General features: G+C 65.7%; 25 protein-coding genes and 1 tRNA gene. 12 read left to right on the top strand and 14 right to left on the bottom strand.

Annotated elements, in window-relative coordinates; genetic code table 11:
• Nucleotides 1-47 precede the first annotated feature (47 nt).
• Together adh and F3H32_RS04835 are read left to right on the top strand one after the other, a co-directional pair.
• On the top strand, nucleotides 48-1,574 hold the full coding sequence (gene adh, locus F3H32_RS04840) for an aldehyde dehydrogenase (RefSeq protein ID WP_149764847.1): 1,527 nt from the start codon (nucleotides 48-50) through the stop codon (nucleotides 1,572-1,574).
• A gap of 71 nt (nucleotides 1,575-1,645) precedes the next feature.
• Nucleotides 1,646-1,975 (top strand): DUF779 domain-containing protein, encoded by a 330-nt coding sequence (locus tag F3H32_RS04835; protein WP_149764846.1) that lies wholly within the window; start codon nucleotides 1,646-1,648, stop codon nucleotides 1,973-1,975.
• 17 nt (nucleotides 1,976-1,992) lie between these two features.
• Here F3H32_RS04835 and F3H32_RS04830 read toward each other — a convergent pair whose 3' ends face one another.
• The 5 genes from F3H32_RS04830 to F3H32_RS04810 form a co-directional block, all read right to left on the bottom strand.
• Nucleotides 1,993-2,148, bottom strand: a complete 156-nt coding sequence (locus F3H32_RS04830) for a Trm112 family protein (protein WP_115755223.1) — start codon at nucleotides 2,146-2,148, stop codon at nucleotides 1,993-1,995.
• A 35-nt stretch (nucleotides 2,149-2,183) separates the two neighbouring features.
• On the bottom strand, nucleotides 2,184-2,822 hold the full coding sequence (locus F3H32_RS04825; protein WP_115755220.1) for an LON peptidase substrate-binding domain-containing protein: 639 nt from the start codon (nucleotides 2,820-2,822) through the stop codon (nucleotides 2,184-2,186).
• 1 nt (nucleotide 2,823) lies between these two features.
• On the bottom strand, nucleotides 2,824-3,735 hold the full coding sequence (gene trxA / locus F3H32_RS04820) for a thioredoxin (protein WP_149764845.1): 912 nt from the start codon (nucleotides 3,733-3,735) through the stop codon (nucleotides 2,824-2,826).
• Between the two features lie 108 nt (nucleotides 3,736-3,843).
• A complete protein-coding gene (locus tag F3H32_RS04815; RefSeq protein ID WP_149764844.1) occupies nucleotides 3,844-4,629 on the bottom strand; it encodes an exodeoxyribonuclease III in 786 nt (261 codons plus the stop codon).
• 319 nt (nucleotides 4,630-4,948) lie between these two features.
• Nucleotides 4,949-5,908 carry an aminomethyltransferase family protein gene (locus F3H32_RS04810; RefSeq protein ID WP_188128587.1) on the bottom strand — a complete coding sequence of 320 codons (960 nt, stop codon included), beginning with the start codon at nucleotides 5,906-5,908 and terminating at the stop codon, nucleotides 4,949-4,951.
• Between the two features lie 83 nt (nucleotides 5,909-5,991).
• On the opposite strand from F3H32_RS04810, the gene F3H32_RS04805 reads away from it, so the two are divergent.
• Nucleotides 5,992-6,369 (top strand): hypothetical protein, encoded by a 378-nt coding sequence (locus tag F3H32_RS04805; protein WP_149764842.1) that lies wholly within the window; start codon nucleotides 5,992-5,994, stop codon nucleotides 6,367-6,369.
• Nucleotides 6,370-6,372: 3 nt separating this feature from the next.
• Nucleotides 6,373-7,056: a RelA/SpoT domain-containing protein gene (locus F3H32_RS04800; RefSeq protein WP_149764841.1), complete on the top strand. Its 684-nt coding sequence runs from the start codon at nucleotides 6,373-6,375 to the stop codon at nucleotides 7,054-7,056.
• A 269-nt stretch (nucleotides 7,057-7,325) separates the two neighbouring features.
• On the opposite strand, the gene F3H32_RS04795 is transcribed toward F3H32_RS04800, so the two are convergent.
• From F3H32_RS04795 to leuB, 3 genes are all read right to left on the bottom strand, one after another.
• Nucleotides 7,326-8,354, bottom strand: a complete 1,029-nt coding sequence (locus F3H32_RS04795) for a hypothetical protein (RefSeq protein WP_188128586.1) — start codon at nucleotides 8,352-8,354, stop codon at nucleotides 7,326-7,328.
• Nucleotides 8,355-8,762: 408 nt separating this feature from the next.
• A tRNA-Pro gene (locus tag F3H32_RS04790) sits at nucleotides 8,763-8,839 on the bottom strand.
• A gap of 184 nt (nucleotides 8,840-9,023) precedes the next feature.
• Nucleotides 9,024-10,142 carry a 3-isopropylmalate dehydrogenase gene (gene leuB / locus F3H32_RS04785; RefSeq protein WP_149764839.1) on the bottom strand — a complete coding sequence of 373 codons (1,119 nt, stop codon included), beginning with the start codon at nucleotides 10,140-10,142 and terminating at the stop codon, nucleotides 9,024-9,026.
• Between the two features lie 153 nt (nucleotides 10,143-10,295).
• Here leuB and F3H32_RS04780 point away from each other — a divergent pair, with 153 nt between their 5' ends.
• Together F3H32_RS04780 and F3H32_RS04775 are read left to right on the top strand one after the other, a co-directional pair.
• The gene (locus tag F3H32_RS04780) at nucleotides 10,296-10,697 is read left to right on the top strand and encodes a hypothetical protein (RefSeq protein ID WP_149764838.1); all 402 of its coding nucleotides are present in this window, start codon (nucleotides 10,296-10,298) and stop codon (nucleotides 10,695-10,697) included.
• 73 nt (nucleotides 10,698-10,770) lie between these two features.
• Nucleotides 10,771-11,574, top strand: a complete 804-nt coding sequence (locus tag F3H32_RS04775) for a uracil-DNA glycosylase (protein ID WP_149764837.1) — start codon at nucleotides 10,771-10,773, stop codon at nucleotides 11,572-11,574.
• Here the strand turns inward: F3H32_RS04775 and F3H32_RS04770 are convergent.
• Nucleotides 11,571-12,353 carry a protein-disulfide reductase DsbD domain-containing protein gene (locus tag F3H32_RS04770; protein ID WP_149764836.1) on the bottom strand — a complete coding sequence of 261 codons (783 nt, stop codon included), beginning with the start codon at nucleotides 12,351-12,353 and terminating at the stop codon, nucleotides 11,571-11,573. The genes F3H32_RS04775 and F3H32_RS04770 overlap by 4 nt on opposite strands.
• Nucleotides 12,354-12,463: 110 nt before the next feature.
• On the opposite strand from F3H32_RS04770, the gene F3H32_RS04765 reads away from it, so the two are divergent.
• Nucleotides 12,464-13,036: a YqgE/AlgH family protein gene (locus F3H32_RS04765; RefSeq protein WP_149764835.1), complete on the top strand. Its 573-nt coding sequence runs from the start codon at nucleotides 12,464-12,466 to the stop codon at nucleotides 13,034-13,036.
• Between the two features lie 3 nt (nucleotides 13,037-13,039).
• Here F3H32_RS04765 and F3H32_RS04760 read toward each other — a convergent pair whose 3' ends face one another.
• Nucleotides 13,040-13,990 (bottom strand): L-threonylcarbamoyladenylate synthase, encoded by a 951-nt coding sequence (locus F3H32_RS04760; protein ID WP_149764834.1) that lies wholly within the window; start codon nucleotides 13,988-13,990, stop codon nucleotides 13,040-13,042.
• Between the two features lie 116 nt (nucleotides 13,991-14,106).
• On the opposite strand from F3H32_RS04760, the gene F3H32_RS04755 reads away from it, so the two are divergent.
• Genes F3H32_RS04755 through F3H32_RS04740 form a run of 4 tightly spaced genes read left to right on the top strand, consistent with a single transcriptional unit; the run spans nucleotide 14,107 to nucleotide 17,701 of the window.
• On the top strand, nucleotides 14,107-15,798 hold the full coding sequence (locus F3H32_RS04755; RefSeq protein ID WP_149764833.1) for an acyl-CoA dehydrogenase: 1,692 nt from the start codon (nucleotides 14,107-14,109) through the stop codon (nucleotides 15,796-15,798).
• Nucleotides 15,795-16,817 (top strand): MBL fold metallo-hydrolase, encoded by a 1,023-nt coding sequence (locus F3H32_RS04750; RefSeq protein WP_149764832.1) that lies wholly within the window; start codon nucleotides 15,795-15,797, stop codon nucleotides 16,815-16,817. The genes F3H32_RS04755 and F3H32_RS04750 overlap by 4 nt, the downstream gene beginning before the upstream one ends.
• A gap of 60 nt (nucleotides 16,818-16,877) precedes the next feature.
• Nucleotides 16,878-17,030, top strand: coding sequence for an aa3-type cytochrome c oxidase subunit IV (locus tag F3H32_RS04745; protein ID WP_149764831.1), 153 nt, complete (start codon nucleotides 16,878-16,880; stop codon nucleotides 17,028-17,030).
• 23 nt (nucleotides 17,031-17,053) lie between these two features.
• Nucleotides 17,054-17,701, top strand: a complete 648-nt coding sequence (locus tag F3H32_RS04740; protein ID WP_149764830.1) for a hypothetical protein — start codon at nucleotides 17,054-17,056, stop codon at nucleotides 17,699-17,701.
• Here F3H32_RS04740 and F3H32_RS04735 read toward each other — a convergent pair.
• Nucleotides 17,686-18,018 carry an AzlD domain-containing protein gene (locus F3H32_RS04735; protein ID WP_149764829.1) on the bottom strand — a complete coding sequence of 111 codons (333 nt, stop codon included), beginning with the start codon at nucleotides 18,016-18,018 and terminating at the stop codon, nucleotides 17,686-17,688. The genes F3H32_RS04740 and F3H32_RS04735 overlap by 16 nt on opposite strands.
• Nucleotides 18,015-18,791, bottom strand: a complete 777-nt coding sequence (locus F3H32_RS04730; RefSeq protein WP_149764828.1) for an AzlC family ABC transporter permease — start codon at nucleotides 18,789-18,791, stop codon at nucleotides 18,015-18,017. Before F3H32_RS04730 ends, F3H32_RS04735 begins: the two co-directional genes overlap by 4 nt.
• Nucleotides 18,792-18,864: 73 nt before the next feature.
• Between F3H32_RS04730 and F3H32_RS04725 the strand changes: the two genes are divergently transcribed.
• Nucleotides 18,865-19,452: a GNAT family N-acetyltransferase gene (locus F3H32_RS04725; RefSeq protein ID WP_149764827.1), complete on the top strand. Its 588-nt coding sequence runs from the start codon at nucleotides 18,865-18,867 to the stop codon at nucleotides 19,450-19,452.
• Here F3H32_RS04725 and F3H32_RS04720 read toward each other — a convergent pair.
• A complete protein-coding gene (locus F3H32_RS04720; protein ID WP_149764826.1) occupies nucleotides 19,449-20,423 on the bottom strand; it encodes a hypothetical protein in 975 nt (324 codons plus the stop codon). The two genes, F3H32_RS04725 and F3H32_RS04720, sit on opposite strands and share 4 nt — an antisense overlap.
• Nucleotides 20,424-20,440: 17 nt before the next feature.
• Nucleotides 20,441-20,911, bottom strand: a complete 471-nt coding sequence (greA, locus tag F3H32_RS04715) for a transcription elongation factor GreA (protein ID WP_149764825.1) — start codon at nucleotides 20,909-20,911, stop codon at nucleotides 20,441-20,443.
• Nucleotides 20,912-21,145 lie beyond the last annotated feature (234 nt).

Genomic DNA, 21,145 nt, shown 5'->3' with positions numbered 1-21,145 from the left:
CTTTCTGGACAACCGGCTGGAGGAGCCGGCCTGACAGGAGGAACACCATGCCGAACGACCAGACGCATCCTTTCCGGGGCGTGAACGCCCTGCCCTTCGAGGAACGCTATGACAACTTCATCGGCGGCGAATGGGTGGCCCCGGTTTCGGGCAGGTATTTCACCAATACCACCCCGATCACCGGCGCCGAGATCGGCCGGATCGCCCGCTCGGAATCCGGCGACATCGACCTGGCGCTGAACGCCGCCCATGCCGCCAAGGACAAATGGGGCGCGACCAGCCCGGCCGAGCGCGGAAATATCCTGCTGAAGATCGCCGACCGGATGGAACGGAACCTGGAACTGCTGGCCACGGCCGAGACCTGGGACAACGGCAAGCCGATCCGCGAAACCATGGCCGCCGACCTGCCGCTGGCCATCGACCATTTCCGCTATTTCGCCGGGGTGCTGCGCGCCCAGGACGGCTCGATCAGCCAGATCGACAACGACACCGTCGCCTATCACTTCCAGGAACCGCTGGGCGTGGTCGGCCAGATCATCCCCTGGAACTTTCCGCTGCTGATGGCCTGCTGGAAACTGGCCCCCGCGATCGCCGCCGGCAATTGCGTGGTGCTGAAACCGGCCGAGCAGACCCCGGCCAGCATCATGGTCTGGGCCAACCTGATCGGCGACCTGCTGCCGCCGGGCGTGCTGAACATCGTCAACGGCTTCGGGCTGGAAGCCGGCAAGCCGCTGGCATCGTCGAACCGCATCGCCAAGATCGCCTTTACCGGCGAGACGACGACCGGCCGGCTGATCATGCAATATGCCAGCGAGAACCTGATCCCGGTGACGCTGGAGCTGGGCGGCAAGTCCCCCAACATCTTCTTTGCCGATGTCGCGCGCGAGGATGACGATTTCTTCGACAAGGCGCTGGAAGGCTTTACCATGTTCGCGCTGAACCAGGGCGAGGTCTGCACCTGCCCGTCGCGGGTTCTGGTCCAGGAATCCATCTATGACCGCTTCATGGAACGCGCGGTCCAGCGCGTCCAGGCGATCAAGCAGGGCGACCCGCGCGACAGCGACACCATGATCGGCGCCCAGGCGTCGAGCGAGCAGAAGGAAAAGATCCTCAGCTATCTGGACATCGGCCGGAAAGAGGGCGCCGAGGTGCTGACCGGCGGCAAGGCGGCCGACCTGGGCGGCGAATTGTCGGGCGGCTTTTACATCGAGCCGACGATCTTTCGCGGCCATAACAAGATGCGCATCTTCCAGGAGGAAATCTTTGGCCCGGTGGTGTCAGTCACGACCTTCAAGGACCAGGACGAGGCGCTGGAAATCGCCAATGACACGCTTTACGGGCTGGGCGCCGGGGTGTGGTCGCGCGATGCCAACACCTGCTATCGGATGGGCCGCGGCATCAAGGCCGGGCGGGTCTGGACCAATTGCTATCACGCCTATCCGGCCCATGCGGCCTTTGGCGGCTACAAGCAGTCGGGTATCGGGCGCGAGACGCATAAGATGATGCTGGACCACTATCAGCAGACCAAGAACATGCTGGTCAGCTATTCGCCCAAGAAGCTGGGCTTCTTCTGATTGCAGCCTTGGCGGCGGGGGCTTCGCGCCCCCGCACCCCCGCGGAGTATTTGTCAAACGGAGAAAGCGCCATGGACCAGGTGACCGCCACTTCCGCAGCCCTGGCGCTGCTGGCCGAGATCGTCGCCGATCACGGCCCGGTGCTGTTTCACCAGTCGGGGGGCTGCTGCGACGGATCCTCGCCCATGTGCTATCCGCAGGGCGAGTTCCGCATCGGCGACAATGACGTGCAACTGGGCGAGATCGGGGGGATGCCGTTCTACATCTCGGCCAGCCAATACCAGGCCTGGAAGCATACCCGGCTGGTGATCGACGTGGTGCCGGGCCGTGGGGGGATGTTCAGCCTGGACAACGGCCGCGAGCGGCGCTTCCTGGTGCGCTCGGACATTTGCGCCTCTTGACCCGTGGGGCGCTTGGGTCAGGCCCGGATCTGGCGCGCCTCGTTCAGCAGCATGATCGGGATGCCGTCGCGGATCGGAAAGGCGAGCCCGGCGGGTTCGGAAATCAGTTCCTGCGCCTGGGCGTCATAGCGCAGCGTCGCATGCGTCACCGGGCAGACCAGCGCTTCGAGCATGTGGCGGTCATAGCCGCGTTGGGTCGGGTCATCGGTCACTGGATCGTCTCCTCGTTGTCGCCGCCATGCAGGGCATATTCCAGCAACCCCTCCAGCAGGGCGCGGCGTTCGGCCAGGGTCGGCGCCTCTAGCAGGGCCTGTTTTTCCTCGGGGGCGAAGGGCAGCAGCATGGACAGGGAATTGAGCAGGATCTCGGGCTCGGACGCTTCGGCCGCGTCCCAGTCGGTGGACAGGCTGCGCTGTTCCATGTAGCGGCCCAGCCTGGCCATGAAGCCCTTGCGTTCGAACTGCGCGTCCTGTTCGGGCTGCTGGGCCAGGTCGCCTTCGTAGCCGGACCAATCGACCTGGCCGCGCAGATAGGGGGTAAAGCCGGGCTGCACCTGGTTCAGGCGAAAGCGCGACCGCGCCCGAAGCGAGATCATCAGTCGCCCGTCGTCCAGTTCGGAAAAGGCGACGATCCGGCCCGCGCAGCCGACCTGGGCCAGGGATTCCAGCCCGCCTTCGGCCGGCTGGATCATGCCGATCAGCCGCGAGGGGGTCTTGAGCACGTCCTCGACCATCTGAAGATAGCGCGGCTCGAAGATCTGCAAGGGCAGGCGGGTGCGGGGCATCAGCACCGCACCGGGCAGGGGAAACAGCGCGACGGTCTCGGGCAGGTCGATGCCGCGCGACATGTCAGGCGAAGATCAGCGAGGACAGGCGGCGGCGCCCCTTTTGCGCGATGGGATCGGTGGGCTTCATCGCGTCGAAAATGGTCAGAAGCTGCGCCTTGGCCGCGCCTTCGTTCCAGTCGCGGTCGCGGCGAAATGCCTCCAGAAGCTGGTCGATCGCCTCTTCGACCTGGCCCGCCGCATGCAGGGCGGTGGCATAGTCCAGGCGCGCCTGCTGGTCGGCCGGGTCGGCCTCGACCTTGTGGCGCAGCTCGTCCAGGGGGCCGGCGCTGGCGGCCTGCCGGGCCAGTTGCAACTGGGCGCGCGCCGCCTCGACGGGGGCGGCATGGGCGATGGCGGCGGGCACCTGCGCCAGCGCCTCTTCGGCCCGGTCGGCATGGCCTGCGGCCAGATAGGCGCGGATCAGCCCGCCCCAGGCGGCGGCATTCTCGGGCTCTTCGCCCAGGATGGCCTGGAAGGTCTCGGCCGCATCCTCGGCCGCGCCTTCGGCGATCATCGCCTCGGCGGCGTCCAGCGCCTCGGCCAGGCCGCCGTCATCGCCGCCAAGCGCGACCAGCTTTTCGACGAATTGCTTGATCTGGCTTTGTGGGATCGCGCCCTGGAAGGCATCGACCGGCTGGCCCTGGAAAAACGCATAGACCGTCGGGATCGACTGCACCCGCATCTGCCCGGCGATCATCTGGTTTTCGTCCACATTGACCTTGGCCATGCGGACGCGGCCCTTGTGGCGCGCGACCTCGGCTTCAAGCTGCGGGCCAAGCGTCTTGCAGGGGCCGCACCAGGGCGCCCAGAAATCGACGATCACCGGCACCTGCATCGAGGCTTCGACGACATCGGCCATGAAGGTCGCCTCGGAAACGTCCTTGATCATATCGGCGGGGGCGGCGTCGTTGGGGGCGGAGCCAAGCTCGAGCATCGGGTTTCCTCATGCGAAAGGGTCGTCCCCTAGATGGCGCAGCAAGCGGCGCGATGCAAGATTGGCCTGGCCGCACCCCCGCCTGCGGCCATGCGCCGCAGCATCCGGTCAAAGGTCGAAACTGGCCAGCACCGGCACATGGTCGCTGGGCTGCTGCCAGCCGCGCAGCGGGCGCAGGATGCGGCTGGCATGGCCGGCATTAGCGATGTCGGAAGTGGCCCAGATATGGTCCAGCCGCCGGCCCTTGTCGGCCGCATCCCAGTCGCGGGCGCGATAGCTCCACCAACTGTAAAGCAGGCCTTGGGGAATGTCCTGGCGAGTGATATCGACCCATTTTCCGGCATCCTGCGCCGCGCCCAGATGCTCGACCTCGACGGGGGTGTGGCTGACGATCTTCAGCAACTGCTTGTGCGACCAGACATCGTCCTCGCGCGGGGCGATGTTCAGATCGCCCACCATGATCGAGCGCGCGGGCTTGTCGGCATGGAAGGCGTCGCGCATCTCGGCCAGGAAATCCAGCTTTTGCCCGAATTTGATATTCTGTTCGCGGTCGGGGATGTCGCCGCCGGCCGGGACGTAGAAATTGTGGATGGTGACGCCGTTCTCCAGCCGCGCGGCGACGTGGCGGGCATGGCCCAGCCCGGCATAGTCGCGGTCGCCCGCATCCTGGATCGGCAGCTTCGACAGGATGGCGACGCCGTTATAGCCTTTCTGGCCCCGCGCCACGAAATGATCGTAGCCAAGCGCCCGGAACGCCTCCAGCGGGATTTTCTCGACCGGGCTTTTGGTTTCTTGCAGGCAAAGGATGTCCGGGGCCTCTTCTGCCAGCAGGCGGGCGACCAACCCCTCGCGCAGGCGGACCGAGTTGATGTTCCAGGTGGCGATGGTGAACACGGGCAGGCTCCTTTTTTGGGGGCGGACCCTAGGATGCCGGGCGCGGCTTGTCCATCGCCGCCGCCCGCGATGCTGCCGCGGACGGGTGCGGGCGGCTTGCGCGCCATCCATTCGCATTGGCGTTCAGCGCGGCGGATGCCGTCGGTTGGGCGGGTGGCAGGTCTGGCGCGCTACGCTTCAGATGATATGGCCCGATCTTCTCATGCGTCATGTCCCAGCGCAAATATATCGGGGCAAGGCTGCACCTTGCCCCGAACAACTATATATAGCAGCATCTAATGCCGCGATCGTCAAACGATTAGAGTAATTGGCAACTCAGTTAGCTTCCCGCGACTTTCATCATGTCGCGTTCGCTACCAGAATCGTTTGATGTAAAACTGTCCTGATCGGCGTTGAGGATTGAACCCCGGTCAGTTCCATTACCACGCAATCTTCGATTTTCAGGATCATATGCCGGACCCGATAGAACAGTTGCGCGTCTGCGCTCTCCCAAAATATCGACGAGAAGCTCTGCTCCGGGTAGAGAATTGGACCTTTTGACGAACGCAAGCGCGAGGCTTGCCTTTACATGATGTCCGTAGTCGCCGGAACTGACCGACCCAACCAATTGTCCCGTGGGTGCAAACACCGGCTCACCACCGGAGCAGTCAGCATCAGTTGCATCTATCTGAAGAGTGACCAGAACGTCTTCAGTTCCAGCCTTACGGATGGCTTCAGTCGCGGCGCGTCCAACAAAGTCGCCCTTCTCGAAGGACACAAATCGCAGCATGTCCACCTCAACCATGCTGAGGTTTGGAGTAAGTTCAGCCGCCGTCCTATAGGATTTCTCGATGCGAAGAGAATTCATCGCGAGCGATCCAAATGGCTTGATGCCAAAGGGAGCGCCTGCATCCATTAGCCGCTCGTAGACATTTTTCATCTCTTCGTGTGGCAAATGAAGCTCCCAAGCCAGCTCACCTGTAAACGACGCGCGGATGGCGAGGCAATTAGCGGAAATATCAGGCAAGGGGGCGGCGGTGAAGAACGGGAATGCGGTGTTGGAGAAATCGTGCTTTGATAGCTTCTCCATCACCGAGCGTGAAAGGGGTCCAGCAACTACCAGCACTCCCAACTCCCTGCTCAGATTAGTCACCTTAAATGACTCACCTGGGCGACGCTGTTGATCAAATAGATCAGCCAACCGTCCTTCTGCAAAGATGTTTGCCACGACGTAAAAGCGATCATGGTCAAGGCGAGTAATAGTCGCTTCGGTTTCAATCCCCCCACCCACATTCAACATCACTGGATGAGTGGTCCAAGCAATTCGATACTGTTTTTAATGTTATATCTACAACAAAGAGAGAGCAGTTCCCGGATCGCTTTGTGAAGCTCATAGGTTTTACGATCTACAACGCCAAGAAATACGATGGCCCAAATAACGATTTGCAGTTGGCCAAAGCACATCAGCATTATGCCGCCCAGATACCGGACACAATTCGCAACTTTATTTCGCAGGATGTTTCGTTACCGTTTGATGACATTCTAGACGAGTCCATTGGTGGAAACTCTGTCATTCATACTCATAATACCTTTCCAAGTATGGCGCAGAGATACCATGTGCCCATGTGGGAAATTCCAAACATAGAAGTTGAGGAGGAAGATAAAAACACCGTGCGGGGTAACTCGAAAAAGTTCCGCGCGACGCAGCAAGCTTACCATGATTTTGCCGCAGAGGTTCTCCAGCGCCTTGATGAGGTTTGAGCTATGATCGAAGGCGCCAATGAGGCTATTGAATCCTGCCTGTCAGCTTTTCGAACGAAAAAACATGCGATAGATGCATTTCGCGCCAGTGTGGAGCTTCTATTCACGAATAATCCCGAGCTTCAACATAAAGGGCGGCAGATTGTACACTCAACAAAATCACGCATTAAGGATAAAAATCACCTATCCGAGAAATTATATCGAAAGATTAATGCGGGCAGGAAAATAACTGAGGATAATTTCTTTTCAGAAATTACCGATCTGGCTGGTGTGCGCGTCTTGCTTCTGTATCAAGAAGACTTCGCAATTGTTAATCGCATCATAAGAAATAAGATCGAAGCGGATGGGGATTGGTTCCTTGCTGAGCCGCCCATGGCCTATACATGGGATCCAGAGAGCACCGCGTTCTTTAAGAACCACGGCGTTGACCCTAAAATTAAAGAGAGTTCATACACCAGCGTTCACTACCTCGTTCGCCCGCACGAAAAGAGTCCAATTCATTGTGAGATTCAAGTTCGCACGTTATTTGAAGAGATCTGGGGTGAGGTAGACCACCATCTGAATTACCCTGCCAAATGCGAAAACCCCGCACTAACAGAGCAAATAAAGGTATTGTCAAAAATTGTCGGCGCAGGAAGTAGGCTTCTTGATTCCATTTACAGGGTGGACGAGGACGACAGGAAGTAATCGCGAGTGGATTCAACGTTTATTTCGCGTTCGCGTTCGAATGCCTTGATAACTGCTCTATTTACACGTTGCACCGCATCAAACGTAACTGACAGCTTCGTCCCGTTTGGAAATCTTCAGGGCGGTGGCTCCGCTGCGGTGCCAAAAAAAGTGTCGGCTTCGGGCGCTGCGCAGCAGCGGCCGAAGCCGACTGTCAGTTAAAGGCCGAGTGCGTTGATCCTGTCGACACCTTCGCAACGGGCGGAGAAGCAACCGGGTAGGGTGCGCGGTCAGTCCAGTCTCGCTTCGCCCTCCCCGCCGGTCTCAACGAGAAGAACGGAAATGCCATCATCGAAATCAGGTTCTGCCGTTTCCTCCGGCGGGATGCCTTCGCCCCCGAAATCGGTCTCGGCGAAACCAACGCCGGTGTCTGGGAGCAGACCGGGCACACCATAGTTTTCCTGAAAACAGACAAGCGCGGGATACCCGCGCGGCCCCGTCATGTGGGTCTTTCTCCTGAAGCGTAAGGTTTTCATCGCCGTGAGTGTCAGCAGCTCCTCGACCGTAACATCGAAATGATTGTTTTTCGTGCCCGAGGCCAGCGCCAGCGGCGTTGGTGGGATCAGGGCAACCCGACCTCGCAGCCATCCCGTATCGTAGAGCATGTTGGCGATAAACGCGCCCGCGTCTTCGCCGCCCGCACTCCGCACGGGCCTGCGTGGCTCTGAATAGGTCCAAGGGAAGCCGCAGCAGTAAGGGATCTCAATGGCCTTGTGGCCGGCGTGCGGAGTCTTTTCGATCAATCCGTATCGTCCCGGATCAATACCGGGTCGAAAATCGCGCTGCCCGGAGAGGAACCGAACCGTTCCCGGTCCTCGGCCCTTCAGCTCGAAGGCGGGCCAGTGCTCGTAGAGATACTCCTGATATTGATCGACCTTGCCGCCCCCCGGCACGCCCTCGTCGACCATTTTGGCCTGCACGAGCACTGCACGGCGCGTTATCTTGATCGTCCCCCCGGAGTCGGTATTCTTATGTTCATGCACGAGCAGGAGGTCGCCCAACTCCGGCGCCTTCGGTCCATCGAGGGGATGGACATAGTGCGCCTTGGGGGTTTGGTGACAGAAGACGCCCGTCAGCCGAAGCGAGAGGCCCTTGCTGTGTAAGATCGGGGACCACTGCGTGCCAAGCTCGCGGATGCCCTCCGTCGTCATGGCGTAGATGTGGTCGATCTCATCCGGGGTGCCGCTCGACGTCGCGAATGCGTGGAGCCAGGCATGGCGGACCGCAATGCGGGCACCGCAGACAAGGGCATCGAACAACGTGTCAGGTATCATGTAGCATTATTCCCTATCATCGTTAACGCCAGACTTGCCCGTTTTTCAACCGACAATGACTTTGGCAGCCCCAGCAGGAAAGTTTGGCTGCGTTGTTGCGACTGGCTCTGCCGCATCTGCAAACATCAGAAAATTCATGCATCTCTACCATCTTGGCCGGGTGTGTGCTTCGGCGCAAGACGAACGGCAGCTACCGGGAATATTGCAAAGCAGCATACTTCGTGGTCGACAGTCCGCTTTGGGCCGTGACCGACGATCGCCTCTAGGGTTACACGACAAAGTTGCATGCAAGCGGCCCGGCCCGGCGAACTCAGCCGCGAAGCTCTTGACCTCACCAGAGGGTCGCCTTTTGACACAAAAGGCAAGACTCTCTGAAACGCCACCTTTCCCGACTGGTCGGAGCGAGAGGATTCGAACCTCCGACCCCCTGCTCCCGAAGCAGGTGCGCTACCAGGCTGCGCTACGCTCCGACCGTGAGGGGGCAGGTAGCCCCTGGGGCGCTGGAATGCAAGGGGGAATCTTGCCGGGTCAGGGCGGAAATTCGGGGCCGGCGGCGCGACCGCAAGCCGCCGCCCGCCATATGGACTAACGCCGGCGCTTTCCGTGGCGCCCGTCGCCGCGCCAGGCCGTGCCTGGGCGCGGCGACGGAACGGGTCACAGCGCCGAAAGCGCCGCGACGATGTGGTCGCCCATCTGGGCGGTCGAGACGGGGGTGCCGCCCTCGGGGCCCATCAGGTCGGCGGTGCGAACGCCCTGGGCCAGCACCGTCTCGACCGCCTTTTCCAGCAGGTCGGCCTCGGCGCCCAGGCCAAAGGAATAGCGCAGGCACATGGCAAAGCTCAGGATGCAGGCGATGGGATTGGCCAGGCCCTGCCCGGCGATGTCGGGGGCGGAACCGTGCACCGGCTCGTAAAGCGCCTTGGGCCGGCCGTTTTCCATCGGCGCGCCAAGGCTGGCCGAGGGCAGCATGCCCAGGCTGCCGGTCAGCATCGCCGCCGCATCCGACAGGATGTCGCCGAACAGGTTGTCGGTCACGATCACGTCGAACTGGCGCGGATTGCGCACCAACTGCATGGCGCCGTTGTCGGCATACATGTGCGACAGTTCGACATCGGGATATTCGTTGTCATGGACCCATTGCACCTCTTCGCGCCACAGGATGCCGGATTCCATCACATTGGCCTTTTCCATCGAGCAGACGCGGTTGCCGCGCTTGCGGGCCAGCTCAAAGGCCGAACGGGCGACGCGGCGGATTTCCCCGCTGGTGTAACGCTGGGTGTTGATGCCGACGCGGCCGCCCTCGTTGCCGGGGGTGTGGTCTTCGGAAATGCCGCGCGGCTGGCCGAAATAGATGCCCGAGGTCAATTCGCGCACGATCAGGATGTCGAGCCCCGCCACCACCTCGCGCTTGAGGCTGCTGAAATCGGCCAGCGCGTCGAAACACTGCGCCGGGCGAAGGTTGGCGAACAGGTCCATTTCCTTGCGCAGGCGCAGCAGGCCCCGCTCGGGCTTGACCGAGAAATCCAGGTCGTCGTATTTCTGCCCGCCGACCGCGCCCAGCAACACCGCATCGGCCGCCTGCGCCCTGGCCATCGTCTCGTCCGCCAGCGGGGTGCCGTGCTTGTCATAGGCGGCGCCGCCGACCAGATCCTCGCTGACATCAAAGTTCAGGCCGCGGTTGGTCTGGAACCAGCCGACGACCTTGCGAACCTCGGCCATGACCTCGGGGCCGATGCCGTCGCCGGGCAGGATCAGCAGTGAATAGGTCGTCATCGCAGGCATCCTTTGTGCTTTTGGCTGTCGCAATCGCGTAGCCCTGCGCCCTTGCTGCGTCAAGTTCACGGCGAATTGGGTTGCGCCATGCCGGCGGATCGGGCGGGATGGGCCGGCGAAACCGAACGCCCAGCACAAGCAAGGGAGCAATCCATGAAAGCACTCGCGGCCATGGCCGGCGCGCTGGTCCTGGGGGCTGGCGCCGTCGCGGCGGATGGAGGCGTCACCGTAAAGCTTCCCGATGTCTCGGGCCTGTCCGATGCGCAGGCCAAGGCGCTGATTGCGGAACTGGCGGAAGTGAACGTGATCACCTCGAACTGCGCCGATTACCCGATCACCGACGGGGAATGGACGCTGATCACCGGCACCGGCGACCTGCTGGCGGCGCGGCTGGGACTGGATGCTTCGACCTATGACCGGACCTATTACGCGCCGGCCTTCAAGCTTCTGGACGATCCGGGGGCCTGCGACCGCATCGGGCCGGCGGCAAGGCCGCTGGTCCAGCGGCTGGTCGGAATGGGCGGCGGCACCACGCCCCTGACGCAATCGCAATAGTTTTGCGCCTATCCCGCGCCTTGCGTCACGCCGGACGCTTGCCGGCGCGGGCGCGGCGGCCTAGCCTGCGCGCATGACCGCGGAACCGACCTATAGGGGATTCGCGCTGGACGCGGAAACGGCACTGGCGCTTTTGCAATGGCAGTCCGAGCTGGGCGCGGACGAGCCATGCCTTGACGCGCCGCTTGACCGCTATGCCATGCCCGAGCGCGCCGAAGCGCCCGCCCCTGCCCCGGCACCCGCCCCGGCCGCGGCAAAGCCCCCCGCCGAGGCCGAGGACCTGGTCGCCCGCGCCACGGCCATGGCGGCCGCCGCCACCAGCCTGGCCGAACTGGCCCAGGCGCAAGAAGACTTTGACGGGATCGAGTTGAAGAAGGGCGCGCGCAATTTCTGCTTTTGCGACGGCAATCCGGCGGCGCGGGTCATGATCATCGGCGAAGCGCCGGGCGAGGAAGAGGACCGTCAGGGCCGCCCCTTCGTCGGCCGCGCCGGCCAGCTTCTGGACCAGATGTTCGCCGCCATCGGCCTGTCGCGGCAGGCGGTGGACGCGGAACGCGCGCTTTACATCACCAATGTGCTGACCTGGCGACCACCCGGCAACCGCCGCCCCGAGCCGGCCGAGATCGCGATGATGCTGCCCTTTCTGGCCCGGCATGTCGAACTGGCGCAGCCGCAATTTCTGGTGCTGATGGGCAATACGCCCTGCATCGCGGCGCTGAACCAGCAGGGCATCCTGAAGCTGCGCGGGACCTGGACCACGGCCTTCGGCCTGCCGGCGCTGCCGATGGCGCACCCGGCCTATCTGCTGCGCACCCCCCTGGCCAAGCGCGAGGCCTGGGCCGACCTTTTGTCGCTGGCCGCCCGGCTGGACGGCTAGTCCTCTGCCAGGCGGCAGCCGCGGTATTCCACCGCGTCGTCGGCGCCGATCAGCGTCAGGCGCAGCGATGCCGGATCCAGCGGAAAGGGCTTGCCCGAGGCGGCGACGAAATCCGCCTGCGCCATCAGGCGGTCCCCTGCCGCACGGGTTTCTGCGGCCGAAACCCAGATATCGTCATCGGCCAGTTCCATCGCCACCTCGTGGCCGCGGGCACCGCCCGCCGCGGGCAGGGTGGCCGTGACCTGCATGCCGTCGGCGATGGGTTCGATGCGGCAATCCGGCTGGTCCCCCGCGACCCGAGGCTGGCGCGCCATGGCGGACCGGATCAGCGGATCGGGTGCCGCGCCCGGCGGGCCGGCCTGCAACTCCACCCGCACCGGCACGCAGATATCCTGGCAGATGCCGAAATCGACCGTCACCATCGGCTCGACCGCGCCGGGGCCGGCGGGCGCAATCTCGATCGGCAGGACCAGTTCCTGTCGATAGCCCAGCGTGCGCTCTCCGCCCGATTGGATCACCTCGGGGCGCGGCCAAAGCAGCCGCACCTGGCCCAGGTTGCCCGAGGCGGCCCAGTCAAAGCGCGGCGGCACGCCGGCATCGCCGGGGCTGCGCCAATAGGTCTTCCAGCCCGGCTCCAGCCGCAAGTGCAGCGCGGTCATGCGATGGCCCTGGGCCGTGGTCCAGCCGGGCAGAAGCTCGGCCGAGACCAGCCCCGGCGGCAGGTCCCGCGCCAGGGCCGGCAGGGCGGCGGTCATGAAAAGCAGGGCAAGGGTCTTCATCAGGCCGTTTTAGACGCCGCCTTCCCCTGCGTGAAGTCACATTAGCGGCAATCCCTTGCGAAATCAGTCCGCAGCGCCGATCTTGAAGGGATAACGCGCAGGAGCAGACCATGGACAAAACCAGCAACCTGACCGGCAAGATGCTGATCGCCATGCCCAGCATGCGCGATCCGCGCTTCGAGCAGGCGGTGATCCTGATCTGCGCTCATTCCGAAGACGGCGCCATGGGCCTGGTGGTCAACCGCCCGCTGCCGGAAATCGGCTTCCCGGACCTTTTGGCGCAGCTTGGCATCCAGCCTGGCGAGGATGTCCTGGACATTCCCGTCCGCTTCGGCGGCCCGGTCGAGCCTGGGCGCGGCTTCGTGCTGCATCGCGCGCCCCGCGACATCGTCCTGGACGAAAACCGCATGCGCATCAGCGACGATCTTGCCATGTCCACCACCCGCGACATCCTGGAGGATTTCGCCCGCGGCCAGGGGCCGCAGCCGGCGGTGCTGGCGCTTGGCTATGCGGGCTGGGGGCCGGGACAGCTTGATTCCGAGATCCGCGGCAATGGCTGGCTGACCTCGGACCAGGGCGACGAGATCATCTTCGGCGCCGACGATCCCGGAAAATGGCGCGCGGCGCTGAAATCCCTGGGCGTCGACCCGCTGATGCTGTCGCCCGATGCGGGCCATGCCTGATCCTTAGCGCGGCGCGGCGGCGCGGCGCAGCCGGTCGTTGATCGCCGCGCCCAGCCCGTCTTCCGGCACCGGGGCCACGGCAATGGGCCGCCCATCGGCATCGGCGCGGTGCAGCAGGTCGAAAAGCCGCGCCGCCGCCTGGGTCAGATCGCCCGCCTCGCTCAGCGACATCTCGGCCGGCACCGGGCCGAAGCCGATCAGCACCTCGCCCGGCCGCGCGGCCTGGGCGTTCAGCCGCAGGCTGGCGCGCGGCGCATAATGGCTGGACAATTGTCCGGGCGCGGTCGGCGCGGCGGCTTGGGCCGCGGGCCGGGCCAGCGGGCGGTCCAGCACCACCTCGACCGCCTGGGCCGCGATGCCGCCGGGACGCAGCAATGCCGGACGGCCATCCGCCCAGCCGATGATGGTCGATTCCACCCCGACCGGACATGCGCCGCCGTCCAGCACCGCGGCAATGCGCCCGCCAAGCCCGCTTTCCGGATCGGCGACATGCGCCGCAGCGGTGGGGCTGATCCGCCCCGACGGGTTGGCCGAGGGCGCCGCCAGCGGCCCGCCAAAGGCCCGCAGCACTGCCTGCGCCAGCGGATGGGCCGGCACGCGGATCGCCACGGTATCCAGCCCCGCCGTCACCAGCGAGGCGATGCCGGCCCCCGGCCGCAGCGGCAGCACCATGGTCAGCGCGCCGGGCCAGAACGCCCGCGCCAGGGCCCGCGCGGCATCGCCGAAGACGGCGATGCGTTCAGCCACCGCCAGGTCGGGGACATGCACGATCAGCGGATTGAAGCTTGGCCGCCCCTTTGCCTGATAGATGCGGGCCACGGCCTGGGCGTTGTGGGCGTCGCCGGCCAGTCCATAGACCGTCTCGGTCGGGATGGCGACCGGTTCGCCCTGCGCCAGCAATTCCGCGGCGGCGGCAATCCCTTGCGGGTCGTGGCCAAGGATCAGCGTCTGCATTCGTTACGTCGGGTTGTGGTTGATGGACGCGGGCCGGCAAATATGATCGAAGCCCAAGGCATCAGTTACGCGCCGCAGCCCCATTTGCCAAGGCGCCAGAGGAAGAGAGTGTGCGGATGGCCTATCAAGCCCCGGTCGATCAGATCGCGTTCATCCTGAACCAGGTCGTGTCGTTTCCAGAACTGTCCGGCACCGAACGCTTTGCCGAGGCGACAAGCGAGACCATGGCTGCCGTCCTGGCCGAGGCCGGAAAGCTGGCGACCGAGGTTATCGCCCCCATCAACCGCGCCGGCGACCTGACCCCCGCGCGGCTGGAAAACGGCAAGCTGCGCTCCTCTCCCGGCTATGCCGAGGCGTTCCGCGCCCTGGCCGAGGGCGGCTGGATCGGCATTGCCGCCGATCCCGAACATGGCGGCATGGGCCTGCCGCAGGCGCTGAACATGGCGGTGAACGAGATGGTGGCCTCGGGCTGCCTGGCGTTGCAGCTGAACCCGCTCTTGACCCAGGGCCAGATCGAGGCGCTGGAGCATCACGGCAGCGACGCGCTGAAGGCGCTTTACCTGCCCAGGCTCATCTCGGGCGAATGGTCTGGCACCATGAACCTGACCGAGCCGCAGGCCGGTTCCGACGTCGGCGCGCTGACCACCCGCGCCGAGCGGGCGGACGACGGCAGCTATCGCATCACCGGGCAAAAGATCTTCATCACCTGGGGCGACAGCGACCTGTCCGGGAATGTCTGCCACCTGGTGCTGGCCCGCCTGCCCGACGGCGCGCCGGGCACCCGCGGCATCAGCCTGTTCATGGTGCCCAAGCTGATCCCCGACGCGGATGGCAATCCCGGCATCGCCAACGACCTGCGCGTGGTCAGCCTGGAACACAAGCTGGGCATCCACGGCAGCCCCACCTGCGTCATGAGCTTCGAGGGCGCGAAAGGCTGGCTGGTGGGCCAGGAACACAAGGGCATGGCCGCCATGTTCACCATGATGAACGCGGCCCGGCTGGGCGTCGGCGTCCAGGGCGTGGCCCAGGCCGAGGCGGCCTTGCAGCAGGCCGTGGCCTATGCGGCCGAGCGGGTGCAGATGGGCCCGATCATCCGCCACCCCGATGTGCGGCGGATGCTGGCGCAATCGCGGGCCGAAATCTTTGCCGCCCGCGCCATCTGCCTGGGCTGCGCGGTGGCGCTGGACATGGCGCGCGCCACCGGGTCCGAGGAATGGGCCGCGCGCGCCGCCTTCCTGACCCCCATCGCCAAGGCGCATGGCACCGATGTCGGCATCCGCGTCGCCGATACCGCGGTGCAGGTCCATGGCGGCATGGGCTATATCGAGGAAACCGGCGCGGCGCAGTATCTGCGCGACGTGCGCATCACCGCGATCTACGAGGGCACGAACGGCATCCAGGCCATGGACCTGGTCGGACGCAAGCTGGCCGATGGCGGCGCCGCCGCGATGGCGCTGCTGGACGAGATCCTGGACGGCGCCAAGGCGGCGCAGGCGGCCCAGCCGGACCTGGCCAACCTGCTGTGGCAGGCCGCCGAAACCCTTCGCGAATCGACGCTGGACCTGTTGGAGCGCGACATGCCCGACCGCTTTGCCGGCGCCGCGCCCTATCTGTCCGCCTTTGCGCGGGTGCTGGGCGCGCATTACCACCTGCGCGCCGCGACCAGCGGCGGCAGCAAGGCTCTGGCGCGGCTTTACATAACCCGCATCCTGCCGCAATACGCCGCCGACCTGGCCGCCGCCCGCGCCGGCCTGGCCGAGCTGGAGGCGCTTGACGACGCGGTGCTGCTGGGTCAAATGACCGGGTGATACGCAGCGAAACACATACCCCCCCGGCCGAGGGCGAAGGCCATGAGATCGCCCCCGGCGTGTTCTGGTTCCAGCTTCCCCTGCCGTTCAAGCCCGACACCGTCAACGCCTATGCCTTTCGCGATGCCGATGGCTGGACGCTGGTGGATACCGGGCTGGACAATCCGCGCTGCCGGGCCATCTGGCAGGGCATCCTGCAAGGGCCGCTTGCCGGCGCGCCGGTCACGCGGCTGATCGCCACCCATCACCACATCGACCATATGGGCCTGGCCGGCTGGTTCCAGGGGCTGGGGGCAGAGCTTTGGACCTCGCGCCCGGCCTGGCTGACGGCGCGGATGGGCATCCTGGACGTGCAAGAGCGCCCGACGCCGCAGGCGCTGGCCTTTTGGCGCCGGGCGGGAATGCCCCCCGACCTGCTGGCCGAACGCAGCCACGAGCGCCCCTTCAACAGCGCCGATGTCTGCGCGCCCCTGCCCCCCGGCTATCGGCGGCTGTCCGAAGGCCAGCAGGTCGCATTCGGCGACCGCCGCTGGGTGGTGCGCATGGGCCAGGGGCATGCGCCCGACCATGTCACGCTGTGGTCGCTGGACGACGACCTGGTGATCGGCGGCGACCAGATGCTGGCGACCATCTCTCCCAACCTGGGGGTCTATCCGATCGAGCCGCAGGCGGACACCGTGGGCGACTGGCTGGAAAGCTGCGAAAGGCTGGCCGCATTCGCGCGGCCCGACCAGCTGGTCCTGCCGGGCCACAAACTGCCCTATCGCGGCCTGCCGACCCGGCTGCGGCAACTGGCCGACAGCCAGCGCGCCGCGCTGACGCGGCTGCTGGACGGGCTGCGCCAGCAGCCGCAAAGCGCCGTCGGCTGTTTCCCGCTGCTGTATCGCCGCCAGATCGCCAAGCCGGAATTCGGCCTCGCGCTGGCCGAGGCGGTGGGCCATATCAACCACCTGCATGCCGCCGGCAAGGTGTGGCCCATGGGCCAGACCCAGGACGGCGCGGTGCTTTGGGGGGCGTGACACGGCCGCCGGCTTGGGTTATGCCTGCTTTCGACGCAGCGCATCTTCACGGACAGGATCATGGTCTCGCATCACGAAATTACCGAACACAAGCACGGCCACATGGACATCAGCCACCATCAGGCGACATTCCGGGGCTTTATCAAGGCCGGGATCTGGGTCAGCGGGCTGTCCATCGCCGTCCTGGTGTTCATGGCACTTGCCAACGCCTGATCCTGACCAGGGAAAGATCCAAGATGCAAAGGCGTGCCTTCCTTGCGCTGGCGCTGCCGGCCGCGCTTGCGGCCTGCGGGGCCGATAACAAATGGGCCAGCGACGACAGCCTGATGCGGGCGCGCTATGTCACGGACGGGCCGCCCTCGATCACGCTGTTCACCGTGATCGGCATCCCCCGCGGCGAAGGCGGGCATTCCGCGCTGATGATCAATGGCAGCCAGCGCGTCATCTATGACCCGGCCGGAAGCTGGGAACATCCGGCGATCCCGGAACGGCGGGACGTGCTTTACGGCATTACCCCGAATTTCAAGAATTTCTACATCGACTACCACGCCCGCTCGACCTATTGGGTGGCCGAGGACACCGTCGAGGTGCCGCTGGCCGTCGCCGATGCCGCGATCCGCGCGGTCGAGCAGCAGGGGGCCTCGAACAAAAGCTTCTGCGCCGTCAATACCGGCAAGGCCCTGGGCCGCGTGCCCGGATTCGAGGGCGCACCCACCGGCTTTTCACCGCTCAAGCTGCGCCAATGGTTCCTGGCGCGGCCGGGCGTGACCTCGCGCCGGCACATGGACGGCGACCCGGCCAACAACCATGACGTGCTGCTGCGGCAGAAAGGCGGCGCGGTCACGGGCTATGGCCGCGACGGCCAGCTTCATGTGATGAGATAAAGCGCCATGTAAAGCGCGGCCATCCCGCCCAGGATGGCCGCCAGCACATTGCGCGTCGCCACCCCCAGCCCCACCGCCACCACCGCAGCGATCATCCGCGCCGGATCGGTCTGGCCCCCGGTCGCCGCCGGCCAGACGATCAGCGGCGCCACCAGCGCCGGCAGCACCCCGACCGCCGTATAGCGCAGGATCCGCTGCGCCCAGACCGGCATCGGCCGGTTGCCAAAAGCACCAAGAAAGGACCAGCGCAACCCATAGGTCCCCAGCGCGACAGCCAGGATGATCAGCCAGATCGTCGTGTCGCCATATCCGGTCATGCCCGCGCCTCCTTGCGGCGTTCCATCAGCATCTCGACCCCGGCGCCGGTCAGCATGGCCAGGGGCGCTGCGACGAACAGCCCCAACCCCGAGGGCAGAAAGGCAAAGGCCAGCGCCGCCAGAACCGCCACCAGCGCCGCGGCGACATGGGCCGGGCTGCGCAGCATCGGCGCGACCAGCGCCAGGAAGGTGATCGGGATGGCGAAATCCAGCGCCCAGTCCTGCGGGATGGCCTCGCCCAGCCAGACGCCCAGCAGCGTTGCGCCCAGCCAGGGCGGACAGGTGGCCAGCGCCGCGCCCAGGAAATAGCCGATCCGCTGTCCCAGGCCCAGCCGGGGGTGCTTTTCATAATGCTGGATCGACAGCGCATAGGTCTGGTCGATCAGCACATAGGCGATCCAGGCCCGGTCGCGCGGCCTGGCCCCGCCCAGCCACGGCACCAGCGAGGCTGAATACATCGCCATGCGCAGGTTGACCGCAATGGCCGAGATGATCACCACCAGCGCCGGCGCGTGGTCGGTCATCAGTTGCACCGCGGTGAACTGCGAAGCCCCGGCCAGCACCAGCACGGTAAAGCCAAGGATCTGCCCCAGATCCAGCCCCGCATCCGACGAGACGACGCCGAACAGCATCCCAAAGGGCAAGAGCACCAGGATAAACGGCAGCGCCTGCACGAAGCCGTGGCGCGCGCATTGCCTGGGGCTGCGCCGCAAGGCGCGGCTCTGTTCGGGGGTCGGGCTGGGATCGACCGCAAGATCGGCTTGCGCGGACATGGTGAAATCGGCTCTTGATCGGGACAGGTTCGCGGCACATTGGCGAAATCCGCGCCCCGGCACAAGGAGCCCCATGACCGCGACCCCGCCCGACGCCCGCATCCTGCATGGCATACCGCCCGACCTGCGCGCGGCTGCGGCGGCGCTTTACTGGCGACATTTTGGCGCGCAGCTTTTGCCGGTGCCGACAGGGGCGCGGCACGGCGTGGCGCTGGTGCGCGCCGCCATGCGGCCCGGCCAGGCGCTGGTGGCGCTGTCGCCATGCGGGCGGCTGCTGGGCATGGCGGGGCTGCGCGATGCGCAAGGCGGGTTTCTCGCCCCCGGTATCGGTGCCTTCGTGGCGGTCTGGGGCCCGACGGCCGGCCGGCTGCGGCATATGGCGACCGGGCTTTACCGGCCCGGCGCCGAGACGGCGGATCTGGTGCTGGACGGGGTGGCGGTCCGGCCGCAATGGCGGCGGCAGGGCATTGCCCAGGCCCTGATCCGGACGGCCGCCGACCATGCCCGCCGCCGCGGCCACCCCGCCCTGCGCGCCGAGGTCGAGGCGGGCAACCCCGATGCCTTGGCAGCCTGGCAGGCCATGGGCTTTCTGCCGCAGGCCCGCCAAAGGCTGGGCTGGCCCTGGTCGGCCCCGGCCCATGTGCTGCGGCTGATGCTTTAGCGCGGCGCGGCCGGGCCGGTATCTGCCAGGTCGTCGGCTTCTTCCAGGTTTTCGCCCGCTTGGCCCAGCATGCCGGTCGCCTGCGCCAGCAACATGAAAGCCCGGCCCGAGCGGGTTTCGGCCAGCGCCGCCAGCAGTTGCGGGTCGCCGTCCTGGGCCTGGCGGCTCAGCAGCCGGTCGAAATGGCGCAGGAAATGGTGGGCGACGTCGCGGAACACCTCGTCGCCGCGCAGCAGGGCCGCGGCGCTGGCCAGGGCGGGCTCGTCGCGGATCACCGCCAGTTCGGCGACCGAGCCGCCGCGCGCGCCCGTGGCAAAGCGATGCCACAGGACCGGGTCGGCCGCAGCCATGGCCAGTTCGTCCATATAGACGCCCTGCCCGGCCAGCAGCGTGACCACGTCCTGCGCGGCGCGGATCAGCCGGGCCATGCCCGGATCGGCCAGCGCCAGGCGCAGGCAGCGAATCGCCTCGTAATCTTCGGGGCCGTCGGGAAAGTTCAGCGCGTGGAACAGTTCGGCCGGCGTCAGCCGGGCCGCGGCCGGCGCGTCCAGTTCCAGCATGGCCTGCCGCGTATCGGCCGAAGGCCGCGGCGCCGGCGGGACCGGGCTGCGCCGCGCCGAAGATGCGGGCGCGGCGGCCGGGCGCGGCTCGGGCGCAGGCTCGACCGGCGCGGCCTGTCCCGGCTGATCCTGCATGCGGGCCAGGATGGCGCGCAATTCCTCGGCCTCCTGGCGCAGCGCCAGCAGGCCGCGCGCCGACCAGACCGCCAGCCAGACCAGCGCCAGGGGCATTGCCGCGCCCACCAGCCAAAGCAGCCAGCCCGCGGCGCCCGCTTCTTCGCCGGCGGAACCGAAAAGCGCCCACAGTCCGATCACCGCCAGCCAGGCCAGGCTGGCAACCGCGCCGATCACCCGCAGGCGGTCGCGGGTCTGTTCGACAGCCAGCCGACGCAGCGGGTCAAGCGAATTCATGCGCCCGGTCCCATCCGTCAGACATAACGGATCGCCATGATCTCGTATGATTTTCCGCCCCCCGGCGTCACCACTTCGACGCTGTCGCCCTCGTCCTTGCCGATCAGGGCGCGGGCCAGGGGCGAGCGGATGTTCAGCAATCCGCGTTCCAGGTCGGCCTCGGCCTCGCCGACGATCTGATAGGTGCGCTTTTCCTCGGTATCCTCGTCAAGCAGGGTGACGGTGGCGCCGAACTTGATGCTGCCGTTCAGCCGGCTGGGGTCGATGACCTCGGCGCGCGACAGGATCATTTCAAGTTCCTTGATGCGTCCCTCGACGAAGCTCTGCTTTTCGCGCGCCGCGTGGTATTCGGCGTTTTCCGACAGGTCGCCATGTTCGCGCGCCTCGGCGATGGCGCGGATCACCGCGGGCCGCTGGACAGAGCGCAATTCGCGCAATTCCTCGTCCAGTTGGTCAAAGCCCGCGCGGGTCATCGGTATCTTTTCCATTTCAGTCCTTCCGGTCGCCACCTGCGACACCAGTCAACGCGAAACAAGCTGTGGGAACGCCCCCGGCCATGGGCTGGGGGCGTCCGCTGAAAATCCGATAGGCATCGTGGCGGGTTCCGGCCCCTGTTTCAAGTCCCGCCCGATCCGATCCGCAACAGCCCGCCGAGAAAACGCCCCATGGCGATTTTAATGCGCCGCGTTGCGATTGCCCGCAAGAATATTACAGGCTAGGTC

Source organism: Paracoccus thiocyanatus (genome assembly GCF_900156255.1).
GTDB classification, from domain to species: domain Bacteria; phylum Pseudomonadota; class Alphaproteobacteria; order Rhodobacterales; family Rhodobacteraceae; genus Paracoccus; species Paracoccus thiocyanatus.
Note: the sequence above shows the minus strand (reverse complement) of the source record. Positions and strands in the feature narration are given on the sequence as shown.